Source organism: Psychrobacillus sp. AK 1817, assembly GCF_008807035.1.
GTDB classification, from domain to species: domain Bacteria; phylum Bacillota; class Bacilli; order Bacillales_A; family Planococcaceae; genus Psychrobacillus; species Psychrobacillus faecigallinarum.
Genome location: NZ_CP031739.1, coordinates 3,194,766 through 3,207,641, shown reverse-complemented (window position 1 = coordinate 3,207,641; position 12,876 = coordinate 3,194,766). Strand labels below are relative to the sequence as shown.

The 12,876-nt window shown below is 35.8% G+C and carries 14 protein-coding genes and 1 pseudogene; 7 read left to right on the top strand and 8 right to left on the bottom strand.

Annotated features, from left to right (window positions below):
- Positions 1–54: 54 nt before the first annotated feature.
- Positions 55–621, bottom strand: coding sequence for a hypothetical protein (locus tag D0S48_RS16055; protein WP_151112668.1), 567 nt, complete (start codon positions 619–621; stop codon positions 55–57).
- Positions 622–937: 316 nt separating this feature from the next.
- Between D0S48_RS16055 and D0S48_RS16050 the strand changes: the two genes are divergently transcribed.
- The 4 genes from D0S48_RS16050 to D0S48_RS16035 all read left to right on the top strand — a co-directional run bounded on the left by D0S48_RS16050 (position 938) and on the right by D0S48_RS16035 (position 4,058).
- A complete protein-coding gene (locus D0S48_RS16050) occupies positions 938–1,195 on the top strand; it encodes a hypothetical protein (RefSeq protein WP_151112666.1) in 258 nt (85 codons plus the stop codon).
- Between the two features lie 27 nt (positions 1,196–1,222).
- The gene (locus D0S48_RS16045; protein WP_151112664.1) at positions 1,223–1,966 is read left to right on the top strand and encodes a gluconate 2-dehydrogenase subunit 3 family protein; all 744 of its coding nucleotides are present in this window, start codon (positions 1,223–1,225) and stop codon (positions 1,964–1,966) included.
- A 30-nt stretch (positions 1,967–1,996) separates the two neighbouring features.
- The gene (locus D0S48_RS16040) at positions 1,997–3,739 is read left to right on the top strand and encodes a GMC family oxidoreductase (RefSeq protein ID WP_144540806.1); all 1,743 of its coding nucleotides are present in this window, start codon (positions 1,997–1,999) and stop codon (positions 3,737–3,739) included.
- A 118-nt stretch (positions 3,740–3,857) separates the two neighbouring features.
- Complete coding sequence (locus tag D0S48_RS16035; RefSeq protein WP_144540803.1) at positions 3,858–4,058, top strand: twin-arginine translocase TatA/TatE family subunit; 201 nt, start codon at positions 3,858–3,860, stop codon at positions 4,056–4,058.
- A 120-nt stretch (positions 4,059–4,178) separates the two neighbouring features.
- On the opposite strand, the gene D0S48_RS16030 is transcribed toward D0S48_RS16035, so the two are convergent.
- A complete protein-coding gene (locus D0S48_RS16030) occupies positions 4,179–4,790 on the bottom strand; it encodes a TetR/AcrR family transcriptional regulator (RefSeq protein ID WP_191697842.1) in 612 nt (203 codons plus the stop codon).
- Positions 4,791–5,050: 260 nt separating this feature from the next.
- On the opposite strand from D0S48_RS16030, the pseudogene D0S48_RS16025 reads away from it, so the two are divergent.
- Positions 5,051–5,814, top strand: a pseudogene (locus D0S48_RS16025) (DUF817 domain-containing protein).
- Between the two features lie 112 nt (positions 5,815–5,926).
- Here D0S48_RS16025 and D0S48_RS16020 read toward each other — a convergent pair.
- Entirely contained in the window at positions 5,927–7,318 is a 1,392-nt protein-coding gene (locus tag D0S48_RS16020; protein WP_144540788.1) for a protoporphyrinogen oxidase, read from the bottom strand.
- A 368-nt stretch (positions 7,319–7,686) separates the two neighbouring features.
- Here D0S48_RS16020 and D0S48_RS16015 point away from each other — a divergent pair, with 368 nt between their 5' ends.
- Positions 7,687–8,328: a glycosyltransferase gene (locus D0S48_RS16015; RefSeq protein ID WP_144540785.1), complete on the top strand. Its 642-nt coding sequence runs from the start codon at positions 7,687–7,689 to the stop codon at positions 8,326–8,328.
- A 252-nt stretch (positions 8,329–8,580) separates the two neighbouring features.
- On the opposite strand, the gene kynB is transcribed toward D0S48_RS16015, so the two are convergent.
- From kynB to kynU, 3 genes are all read right to left on the bottom strand, one after another.
- Positions 8,581–9,207, bottom strand: coding sequence for an arylformamidase (gene kynB / locus D0S48_RS16010; RefSeq protein ID WP_144540782.1), 627 nt, complete (start codon positions 9,205–9,207; stop codon positions 8,581–8,583).
- An 11-nt stretch (positions 9,208–9,218) separates the two neighbouring features.
- The gene (gene kynA, locus D0S48_RS16005; RefSeq protein WP_151113849.1) at positions 9,219–9,998 is read right to left on the bottom strand and encodes a tryptophan 2,3-dioxygenase; all 780 of its coding nucleotides are present in this window, start codon (positions 9,996–9,998) and stop codon (positions 9,219–9,221) included.
- 113 nt (positions 9,999–10,111) lie between these two features.
- A complete protein-coding gene (gene kynU / locus D0S48_RS16000) occupies positions 10,112–11,359 on the bottom strand; it encodes a kynureninase (protein ID WP_151112660.1) in 1,248 nt (415 codons plus the stop codon).
- 368 nt (positions 11,360–11,727) lie between these two features.
- Here kynU and D0S48_RS15995 point away from each other — a divergent pair, with 368 nt between their 5' ends.
- Positions 11,728–11,931 (top strand): hypothetical protein, encoded by a 204-nt coding sequence (locus tag D0S48_RS15995; protein WP_151112658.1) that lies wholly within the window; start codon positions 11,728–11,730, stop codon positions 11,929–11,931.
- Between the two features lie 427 nt (positions 11,932–12,358).
- On the opposite strand, the gene D0S48_RS15990 is transcribed toward D0S48_RS15995, so the two are convergent.
- Positions 12,359–12,580, bottom strand: a complete 222-nt coding sequence (locus tag D0S48_RS15990) for a transcriptional regulator (protein WP_151112657.1) — start codon at positions 12,578–12,580, stop codon at positions 12,359–12,361.
- Positions 12,581–12,711: 131 nt separating this feature from the next.
- Entirely contained in the window at positions 12,712–12,861 is a 150-nt protein-coding gene (locus D0S48_RS20705) for a hypothetical protein (RefSeq protein ID WP_191963819.1), read from the bottom strand.
- Between the last annotated feature and the right edge of the window lie 15 nt (positions 12,862–12,876).

Genomic DNA, 12,876 nt, shown 5'->3' with positions numbered 1-12,876 from the left:
TTCATTCTGTCCAAAAGTAAAAGTAAATATTCTAGCAAAGGAGAAAGGAAGTAGCTAATATGCAAGTTCCTTCCACTTAGATGCATCACCTAAATTGTTATTTAAAAAATAATACTGAAAGTGCCCTTCATAAATCTGGTGAAGCGCTGGGTGCTCTGCAATATGATGTGGTTGAACTAAATAAGTAGGAGTGTCTATGCTTAAAGTAGAAGATTCATTCATAATCGTAGCTACAAATTGAGAACAAAAATATGCATTTTCCCGATTAATTTTCAATCGAAGGGCAATTCCAAACAAACCAAGCAAATTATATTTATACCTATCTTGTTCCTCCCGAAATGCAAGTACTCTGTTTTGCATTTGCTCAAATTCACTTAAAGATATCTTGCATTGAAAAATAGAACAGTTGGCGTTTTTAAACACCCCGCCCCTCGCGTTTTCTTGAACAAAGCCACCATTAATTGGGTTATATCTCTGTTTTCTACCGAAGCTATACATCTCATTCAATTGCTCATCAAAGGCAATCGACGCGTGATTTCTGTTTCTTCCCGTATACATTCCAATCATTTTAGAAAACCATGTACTTGTGTCGCTTAATATAATATAGACCGTCTTCTCCACTTTTCCACCCCATCAACAAGATGCTCTCTTTTTGTTCCTTCATCATCTCTTATTTAAGAGGATTTACTGAACAGTCTGCAGGAGGAAATCAACTAAGACCTAAGATGTATTTTTTGAATTTATTGGCAATATAATCGAATTTATAATTAATTATATTTAAAAATTAGACAAATAGAAAGAATCTGTTGTGTAGGTAGGCAAATATCAGTTTATTAATGATTGTAGATTATATTTATTATTGATAAAATTCTTTCGTTACATAGTTCTTGTGAAATAGTATATTAAAGAAAATTTTGTCTTATATAGGAGGATAATAATGTCTAATTATAATAGAGAAGAACTAGTTTTATTAAATAACGTACTACTTGCTCTATTTTTAGTAGCAGATTTTGCACTTTTTCTTCATTTCTCTAATAGTTCTTTCCCATGGTTTGCATTACTAGGCGCAGGTATTGGTTTAGCTATTATTGTTCTTTGCTGGGCAGAAAAAGTACAAATCTATTTCATTGCCAGTTTGCTAATTTTTACAGGCTTATTTTTATTAATCTACAATTGGCATTCAATATTCCATTAATCAAATTATAATAGGGGGTTTACAAATATGTCAGAACAAGAAAACAAAGAAACTTTTTTAGATAAACGTTCTTCGAGACGGAAGTTTATCAAAAGCTCAGGGCTTACAGTCGGAGGCTTAGTACTAGGTGGAGCTATTGGTAGCTTAGTTGGCGGAAAAGAAAGTACTACTAAATCTGGAGTCGAAACAGCTCATAAGTCAGTTGATTATAGTGAGACACGCCAGTTTTTTGTTCGTCAAAAGGATTTCGACGCACTTGCAGCTGCTACTGAGCTTATCTATCCAGAAGATGAGCATGGCCCAGGAGCAATTGCTTTAGGAGCACCGTATTTTATCGATAAACAATTAGCTAGCCCATGGGGAAGTAATGCCGATGACTATAGAAAAGGTCCATTTAAGGCTGGAGAAATTCCTTTAGATAACAGTGAAATCTTTTTACAAGGAGTTCGCAAGCTAAACGAGGTTTCAGAGAAGCAGCATGAAGGAGCACTATTCAAAGATCTATCGGAAGAACAACAAATTGCTATCTTAACTGCATTCCAAATGGGTGAAGTAGAAATGCAATTTATCAACTCTGCAGTATTCTTTAATTCATTAAGATCTGCAACACTTCAAGGATGTTTCGCTGATCCACTATATGGAGGAAATAAGGATATGGCAGGCTGGAAGATGAAAGAATTCCCAGGAGCTCAAATGTCGTACACTGCCTATTTAGATAAAGAAGAATTCGTATCAATACCACCTGTAAGTCTAGGTGGACATAAACACTAAGCTATTTAAAAAATGGAGGTTACTAAGGTTATGGTTACAAAATTACCAAAGGTGGACGTTGTAACAACTGGAATGGGTTGGACAGGCGGAATAGTTGCTGCTGAGCTAACAAAAGCAGGCTATAAAGTGGTCGGTCTTGAACGTGGAGTTGAAAGATCTATTGAGGATTATCTGCACGGACATGATGAATTAAAGTACAACGTTCGTAAAGAGTTAATGCAAAAATTAAACAAGGATACTATTACTTTTCGAAACACTTTAAATGACGAAGCTCGTCCAGTTCGCGATGAGTCAGCATTAGTTGTTGGTACTGGAACTGGCGGCGGTGGTGCCCACTGGGGTGGACAAACTTATCGCTACTTCCCTTACGATTTTGAAATTCGCAGTAAAACCATTGAAAAATATGGAGAAGGTAAAATCGGAAAAGATGTAACTATTCAAGACTGGGGCATTACCTATGATGAAATAGAACCTTACTATTCCAAGTTTGAACAAATGGCTGGTATTTCTGGGGAGGTAGATCCTTTAGCGGGTCCCCGTTCAATTGACTATCCAACACCACCATTAAAGAAACTAAAACAAATGAAGATGTTTCATGAAGCTGCTGAAAAACTTGGACATCACCCATTTGTCGTTCCTACAGCAAACGTATCCGAATCATATACAAATCCAGATGGGGAAACACTAAACGCTTGTCAGTACTGCTCTTTCTGTGGTAACTATGGCTGTGAATACGGAGCTAAAGCAGATCCAATCGTTACAGTTATACCTACTGCTAAGAAAACAGGTAACTTTGAATTGCGTACCCACTCTTTAGTAACTCGTGTACTTTATGAGAATGGCAAAGCAACTGGAGTATTGTATAAGGACATCAGAACTGGTGAAGTATTTGAACAGCCTGCTGACGTAGTAGCATTAACAAGCTATACATTTAATAACGTCCGCCTACTTCTTTTGTCTGGTATCGGGCAGCCTTATAATCCGAAAACAGGTACCGGGGTTATCGGGAAGAACTACACAGATCACCATACTATTACTGGAGCAATCGGTTACTTTGAAGAAGAGAAATTCAATAGCTTCATCGGTACTGGCTCTTTAGGTTCTGCATTTAACGATTTCAATGCAGATAATTTCGACCATAATGGAGTTGAGTTTATCCATGGTGGACAAATTGAAATGCACTTATTCGGTAATGAACCAATTGCTAACAATCCTGCTCCTTTTGGAACACCAACTTGGGGTAAAGAATTCAAGAAAAACTCTTTACATTACTTCCATAGAAATGTAACCGTTGTTTCTCAAAGAGCCATTTTACCGAATAAAAATCACTACCTTGATCTAGATCCTGTTTATAAAGACGATAATGGTGATCCATTAATTCGTGTTACATTCGACTACACTGCGGAGGACCATAAGCGTAACGAATTCCTAGTAGAGAAATGTGCGGATGTAGTAAAAGAAATGGGTGCTGACATTATAGATGTAATCCCTATGGCCGAACATTTTGGTGGAAGATTCACATTCCAGCATGACGCTGGTGGAGCAATCATGGGAGACAATCCAGAAACATCTGCAGTAAACAATTATCTTCAAATGTGGGATGCTGAAAACTTATTTGTGTGTGGAGCTTCTGCTTTCCCTCACTTTGGACCGACTAATCCAACACCAACAGCTGCTGCCCTTACTTATAGAGCAACAGAAGGTATGGTACAATACCTTAAAAACGGTGGCGGACAATTAGTATCAGCGACAAAATCAAAAGAATTAGTGTAATCTCTTATATAGGTATAGATTAGTCAACGAATCGAAGCTAGAAGAGACCATTTTTCTGTAATGATGTGTTATAGTTAACATGCGTCAACATTTATATTACAGACAAGGAGGAAACAATATGCCAAATATAGGTATCCCGGGTCTAATACTCGTTTTAATTATAGCTTTAGTTATCTTCGGTCCTTCCAAACTGCCTCAACTAGGAAAAGCAGTTGGTCAAACTTTAAAAGAATTTAAAACTTCTACAAGAGACATCATCAATGATGAAGAAAAAGATGATAAAAAGCTTGAGGATTCTGAGAAAGAAAAGAAAATATAATATATAGTTTCCAAAGAGGTGGGTAGTGACATTAGTTACTAGCCCACTTTTTTGCTCATAAAAGATACTTTAGTGAGCAATAGATATAGAAGTCCTATATTTATATAGCAAAAAAGACAGCTATTTTCTAATAGCTGTCTTTTCTAGCTTAAAGGCACTCTCCGATGTTTTAAATATTTCTAAAAGTGTATCTGCTATTTCTTCAGGTGTTTCTATACACCCTCCCTCTAGCCACTCTAATATTACTCCATACGACCCATACATTTTATAAGTATTAAAATGCTTAATCCCGATGACTTCATTAGACTGGTCTAAATAAGTAATACCATAAAATATTTTCTTAAATTTATTTAAAAAACTCTCTTGAAAGCCTGGTATAGTGTCTGATATATATAAAAGACTGTACACCCTTCTATGATCATATAAATGTCTGAAGAAAGCATTCGAGGTAGGAATAATTTTACCATAATCAACTACCGAACTTCCTAAAAATGGACTGTGAAAGGCATATTCTAGATCCTTTAAAGTTTCTTTTACAAGCTCCTCGGCAAGATCTTCTTTATCCTTATAATATATATAAAAAGTACTTCTATTGTAGTCTGCTCTGTCTACAACATCAGTTATCGTAACATTTTTATATCCTTTTTCTTTCACTAAATCTATAAAATGAGACTTGAATATCTTCTTTGTTCTTCTCACTCTTCTATCTACATTAATATTTTCAGTAGTCACACATATTCTCCTTTATCGAACTTTCCCCTAAAATGGCTATTTTATATAGTTCCAATTCACGATGAATATTATACCTCATATTTCATTCTTTAGGTAGGAGTTTTTTCTAAGTATTATACAAATAACATAGTCCTTATATACTATTATTACCTTGGAAACTTACATTATTACTTTTCGTCTCCTTCTATAATGCATGTTTACTTTCATGCAAAATACATAACAACTTTAAAAAATTCTACATAGAGGAGGTAAGCGAGAACGTGAAAAACTTTATACATTTTGGCTATTTACAAGCAATTTCATGCATATTTCCTGTCATTATTTTTGGAGCTTTAGCTCTTTCTAAGATAGTCTCTATACCATACCTGCCCCGCTATGATTTCATACTTATTATTTGTATAGTTGGCCAAATATTTATGCTAATTTCAAAGTTAGAGACATGGGATGAGTTTAAAGTCATTTGTCTATTTCATGTAATAGGTTTAGCATTGGAACTCTTTAAAACCTATATGGGATCTTGGTCATATCCAGAGAATGCATACAGCAAAATTGGGGAGTACCGCTTTATAGCGGTTTTATGTATGCAAGTGTCGCAAGTTATATTTGTCAAGCTTGGCGAAGGTTCGACTTACATATCTATCATTGGCCACCTTCTATTTCAGCTACAATTATTGGCGCTCTTATTTATTTTAATTTTTTTACACATCATTACTTTTTCGATATACGCTGGTTTTTAAAGGCTCTTTTACTTATTGTTTTCTTCCGGACTGTCGTCAGCTTTCGAGTAAAGGAAAAGGTTTATAAAATGCCAATCGTCTTATCCTTTTTGTTAATTGGTTTTTTCATATGGATCGCTGAGAATATCACTACCTTTTTAGGTGCTTGGCAATATCCTAACCAAGAACAAGTGTGGTCCATCGTTCATATTGGGAAGATTAGCTCTTGGTTTCTACTCGTGATTATAAGCATTATTATTGTCGTTCAACTGAAAAAGGCAAAGAACGGCTCAGCACTTGTACGCTAACTACTATTCATACTGGAGTTCTAGAGTTTTCTAAAGTATGTACGAATAATAACTTAAAAAGGACATTTGTAGAAGGATTCCTCCTTCTAACAAACGTCCTTTTTTAAAGTGTTCAACTTAATTTTTCAATAATTTGTTTTGCTGTTTCTTTCCCGTTCTTAATGCAAGGTCCAATACCAACTCCATAATATGAGCAACCAGCAAGTATGACTTGAGGAAATAATGTAGACATTTTTTTCTCAATAGACTTGATAGCCTCCGCATGTGCCATATGATAGTTTGGCATTAAATCGTTCCATTTCGTTACTTCAACTACTTGAGGTTTCCCATCAAGCTTCAAGCTATGTTGAATATCTTGCATTGCCACTTCTACAAGCTCTTCCTCGCTCATATGCTTCATCTTTGAAAACTCTGGATTAGTGCTCTTATAAAACATACGGACTAATAGCTTGTTATTCTTTGAGGTGTGCTCCCATTTCCGACTAGTCCATGTGCAAGCGTTACATTTCACATTTGAGTTCTCCGAAACAATATAACCAGTCCCCTCTGCCGGCAGCTGTTCATCGGATATATCAAAACCAAGATATATGCTGATTAACGAAGAATTTTTAAACTTGCTGAAGTCCTCATTCAGTTGTTCATTATTTAGCACTTCTTGTGCAACTTGATGAGGTGTGGTCAGCACTACATAATCTGCCTCTATTATTTGTCCGTCTGACAGATATACGCTGTACTCACTTTCCCCTTTTTTCTCGATTTTTGTTGTATGAACACCTTTTATAATTTTAGAATCCTTTAATTCATCTTCTATTTGATTAATAAGTGTAGATAAACCGTTTTTAAATGAAATAAATTTTTTGTTAGCAGATTTTTGGAATTGCTCCTTATTGGCCCCAAGCCCTTTAATAATGCTTCCATACTTATTTTTATAATCAATTAAATAGGGTAAAGTTGTTTCCAAGGTTAGCTTGTCCAAGTCACCTGAATATACACCTGATAAAACTGGAGCTACTTGTTTTTCTACTAGTTCTTCTCCAAGGAAGTATTTTAAAAACGAACCAATTGAGTCTTCTTTTGTAAAGCTTTCGTTAGTTAGCTCTAAGTCCTTCAGTGCCTCCTGCTTTCCTTCCCCAGAAACAAGTGAACTACTTTCTAGCGATTCCACACTTGTAGGGATTCCAAAAACTGAGTCTGCTGGTATTGCATGCAACTCATTATTAGTATAAATATAGGAAATTCCTGTTGCGTTATATACTAGCTCTTTTTGTAAACCAAGTTCCTCCACAAGGGGCAATATTGATTCGTGACGTGCTACTATGGAGTCTGCACCAACTTCCATGATAAAATCGTCCTCATAAACTGAATGGATTTTTCCTCCAAGATAATCATTCGATTCCACTAAAGTCATTTCCATATCTAAAGCTTTTTCATTTTTAAGCAGATGCAAATAATGCATCACAGAAAGTCCAGTAATTCCACCACCAACTACAACTATCTTTTTCAAAAAGCTCACTCCTCTGTTCTTCTTACGTACTATGTTATCTTAAGTATAAACAGAAAATACAGGATAGAGTATGATTTCTCTCACTCTTCTAGGTGATTTTCTCTGATAGTTTACAGGATTGTCAAATTTGGATAGAGAAAAAACAACTGAAGAATAAGGTCTATAATTTTTGCATTTATAATTGAAGTTATTTCTGATCGAAGTGATTAACTATCAGGATTCCCTTGGTGGTTAGTTCTTTTAAATATAGCAAAAGGAGTACTTAAGAATAAAGCTTAAGTACTCTTTTTGCTAAGAAGGATAAAATTAGAGAAAAAAACCAAAGTAATAAAGACATTTTTCTAATTCTTTAAAAAGGAGCAGATAGTATGAAAAAACATTCTTTGAAGTTAGCGTTATTGTTTATGTCTATTGCTTTGATTGTTTCACCATTAACTACAAAAGCTGAAACCGGATCCCAAGAACAGTGTTTTAGCCAAGAAGCATGTCAATTGAAGGGTGACTTAAGAAAGCTTTGGACAGAACATGTCATGTGGACTAGACTTTATATTGTGAGCGCTTTGGAAGGTCTGGACGATCAAGAAAATGTACTAGCGAGGTTATTAAAAAATCAGGAGGATATTGGGAATGCTTTCAAGACTTATTATGGAGAAGCTGCAGGCAATAAATTGACTGCGCTGTTAAAGGACCATATCCTCATCGCCGGAAACGTAGTGGATGCGGCAAAAAGAGGTAACAAAGCTGATTTGGAAAAATACAATAAAGAGTGGTATAAAAATGCTGACGACATAGCCGAGTTCCTTAGCAAAGCCAACCCAAATTGGCAAAAAGCAGAATTAAAGGAAATGTTGGAAATGCATTTAGCTTTAATAACAGAGGATGTTACGGCAAGACTGGCAAAAGATTGGGATGCATCTATTGTTGCTTTAGATAAGGGGTTAGATCATATCATCCAGCTAGCTGATACATTATCAAATGGAGTCGTAAAACAATTTCCTAATAAATTTTAAGACAGGATTGTTAAGAAAAATCTTTAAATAATTAAGCAACCTTCTTACTTTCTTCTTGCTACACTCTATGATTGTAGCGACTGACTACGACTTCAGTGGGCTTATCGCTCACCCTACGGAAAGCGCCCACCTAAAGCGGAAATCAGCCATCCATTGTTCATACATTTTACTGTCGTTACGAGAAAATAAAAGGATAGATAAAAGCGGAACAGCTTTATCCATCCTTTTTTACTACATATAAACATTATCCACTTACATTTTTCTTAAAACAGCACGAACAGGACTTCCATCTGCTCCAACAATTTTTAATGGCAAAGCGATCAGTTCATAGTCTCCAGCAGATACATCCTGCAAATATAAGTTCTCTAGAATGTGTACCCCATTCCTATATAGCGTATGATGTATCGGTAAATCTTTACTATCAGCTGCATCTACTGAGGGAATATCTAAGCCTAACAGGAATATTCCTTTGTTCTGTAGAAACTCACCAATATCTTCTTTTAACAAGGTAAAATCCTCTGGAAATTTTTCAACTTGAACCTTTTCTTTTGTTTTTAAGATTAGCCGCCTAACTCCATCTAGGTCAAAATTCATTAACTCTTCTTGACCAACCCATGGTATTCCAGTTACATCTATTACTTTGGCTGGTCCAATGTAATGATTAACATCTAACTGTTCGATCGTAGCCGCACTACTATTAAAATGAAAAGGTGCATCCGCATGAGTTCCAGTATGCACACTAGCTGTTATCTGACCTATATTAACAGAGCCTGTCTGCTCCTTTGTGTGAGCCACTTCAAAATGAAAAGGAGTATCTCCCGGCCATGTTGCAATTTGGTTCGTTAACGGTTGTGTAATGTCTATCCATCTTTTAGACATCTTTCTTCCTCCTATAAGTCAGTTCTTAGTTCCCAAAGCTCCGGAAAAAATCGATGATCGAGTACCTTGCGCAAATAATTGACTCCTGATGAACCACCAGTCCCAACCTTAAAGCCTATTATTCTCTCCACTGTTTTCATATGACGAAAACGCCATTGCTGTAACCAATCCTCAATATCAACAAGCTTTTCAGCCAATTGATAAAGATCCCAATATTGATCGACATTTTGGTACACAGTCTTCCATGCATCTGCCACTGACTTGTCTCCAGAATACGTTATAGAATAATCTCTATTCAGAAGGGCAGGATTTATGAAAAAACCGCCCCTCGACAAAGCTTCAATCGAGACATCATAAATGCTCGGTGCATGAAATGCCTTCTCTAGCTGTTCATGCAGCTTCGTGTCCTTTTCATAAATTTTCAATATATGTGCTGTTTTATAGCCAAGAGCAAACTCAATCTGCCTATATTGATATGACTGAAATCCAGAGGACTTACCTAAATGATCCCTAAACTCTAAATACTCAGCAGGGGTCAATGTAGACAGCACATCCCATGCTTGGATAAGTTGTGATTGTATTTTCGTTACTCTCGCTAGCATTTTAAAGGCGGATTGTAGATTATTAGCTTGAATAGCCTGTATAGCACTAGTTAGCTCATGTAGGATTAACTTCATCCATAACTCGTTTACTTGATGAATGATAATAAATAGCATTTCATCGTGATGAGTAGATAAGGTTTTTTGGCTAGCCAGAATAGTATCTAACTGAAGATATTCACCGTAGGTCATATCCTGCTGAAAGTTAGTATGAATCCCCTTTTCATTTGAATTATTATCCTCTTGTTTAGCAAATTGTTCGGACAATTCCTCACTCCTTCCTAGGCAATTACTTCTCGTTTATTTTAGAATTTCAAATACTCCTCTTTTTCCATAATCTCCTTTAAAAATTGAACGGTCTCCCATACTTCCTCAAAGGTATTATAGAGAGCAACCGGAGCCAAACGAATGCCATTAGGGGAACGGAAGTCAGGAACTACGCCTTTTTCCTTTAATGCCTTACAAATTCTTGCCGCTTCCTCATGTATTAGAAATAAGTGTCCTCCTCTTCTTTCCTGCTCCAGTGGAGAGACATTCTGAAATGCATATTCACTTAGCAGTTCATCTATTAAACAACGCATATATTCTGTTAGTTTCCATGATTTATCCCTAATTCGTGCTATGCCAGTTTCCTGAAATATTTGAAGAGAACCATACAATGGGGCTGCACTCAAAATATGTGGTGTCCCTATTTGGTATGAGCCGACCTGAGTAGCAGGCGTCATTTTAATGTCTAAGTCAAACTGCTTATCCTTATCTGACCCAAACCAACCAGCAAGTCCTGGGCCAACTCCAAAGTGTTTACGATTAACATATAATCCTCCGACTGACCCTGGTCCTCCATTTAAATGTTTATATGTACACCAAAAGGCAAAATCAACTTCCCATTCATCCATGGCATGTGGAATAGCTCCGATGGAGTGACAAAGATCAAAACCAATTAAAATATCCCTTTTGTGAGCCTCTTCTGTTAACAGCTTCATATTCAATATTTGTCCACTGCGGTAAAGTACACTCGGCAAAACAATCAATGACACGTCCTCTGTCATTGCTTGGATAATATCCACTTCCTCCAATAGCATGCCATCTTGGCTTCTTACTATCTTCATATGCTCGCTTGGATCATATCCATGAAGCGCCAGCTGACTACTAACCGCGTATAAATCGGAAGGAAAATTCAATTCATCCACTAATATTTTCGTTCGGCTGCCATGGGGCTTATAAAAGCTAGCTATCAATTGATGAAGGTTTGAGGTGGTAGAACCGGTAATGATGACCTCCTCTTCCATAGCACCAATTAACGGTGAACACATCCCTCCCAGCCTTTCCGCAAAATAATACCAAGGATGCTGCCCCTTCATCCAACCATCAATGCCTGAATTCTTCCATGAGTCGAGAAGAGATAATACTGCTGATTCAGCCCTTTTCGAAAGCAGCCCCAATGAATTCCCATCCATATAGACAGTTCCAGAAGGAATATAAAATTCTGTACGGTATTTTTTCAGGGTGTCCTCTTTATCTAGCTTTCTAGCGTACTCTTTTGTGATGTCCATTACACGCCCTCCTTTTACCGAATTTTCCATCTATTATAAAAGAATATTATTATATGTATTGTTTTATGTCAAAGCAATACCATTACACTCGACGACTTCTAAATATATGGGAGGAAAGGAAGGTCATTAATGAAGAAGGAATAGTAAGTAAATGTTTCAAAAAGAATTTATCAAATAGCATAAAATGATTAACTCTTTAAAATATATAATTTAAAGTAGTACTTACTACAAGGAAATATCACAAAATATAAACCAATGTATGGAGTTTATTAAAAAAGGTCTTTATTCTTTAAAATAATTTAGACAAGTAGTCCTTTGACCTCTATCAACACATTAAAAAATAATAGGATGTGACAGAGGGGGTGAAAATGAATTTACAAGTTCCTTTAATGGAAATGCTGTTAGGATGTGATAATTATCCTTGCTGCTGTTTCAAAGGTAGTCGAGGAACTACTGGCACTTCTGCGGCTACTGATGTTAAGGAAAAAAATGAGGCTGTGTTATTCTACTTTACACATGCTTTCTTATACTCACGGAACGAACAGTTCCTAATAAGAGGTCGGTCTACTTAAGTCTTTCTTACACAATATTAAACAGATTTAAGGAGGCACAGTCTAAAGAGGATAATGCAGAGCTTAATCGGTTAAAGTAAATAAAATTAACCGACTGCAATATTCGTTAATGGAAAACCAATCCCAAAATACTATGAGACACGTGGTACAAGGCAAAATAGCGGTCTGGCAATTGTTTTCTTGAATAGAGGTGCATTAGTAACCTTAAGAAACCATATTTTTGACCTGCCCGTTACACTATCAAACGATGACGGAAATAGACAAACAAACGTAAACGCTTCACTTATATCCAAATATTGACTGAGTGCATTCAATATGCACTCTACTTTTTTAAAGTAAGAACTAGAAATAGGAGCAATTTTTTTAATTGCTCCTATTTCTAGTTTTTGTTTTTTGAAAGCCATTTATACTATCGTTTAAGCATTTCTTATATTACATACTTTTCTTTTTCTGTTAGAGGGACAAATGCCAAAATATTGTTCATTTTGAAGGTTCTCTTTTTTTTTCTTAAGTAGCAATATGCTTGAAATGAATCAGCTTTTATACTTATTACCTTTATTCTTCTTTTGCTAATTTCCCCATTATCCTTTATATAAATCATCTCTACTAATTGATGATATTTTAAAGCTTTTAATACCAAAATACGCAAGCCCGTTTCCTCCTTTTACAACATTGTATGAAACGTACGTTCTATTTATTACTAAAAAAAATATTATATCCTTTGACTTATATAAAAAAAGAACAAATTCTAGTTAGAAAATGTTCCCTTCATTTACCACATTAAGTTATAGGAGATGATTGATCACTTATAATAGTAGGTTCGTGTAAAGCAGCATTATAAGCGATCAGAGTAACGCCAAGCCTTTCTTCCAGTTCACTTAGCTCTTGTAATTGCTCGCTATCTAGTTCCGCAAATTTATAATCTTCCATATGGATCATCCTTTC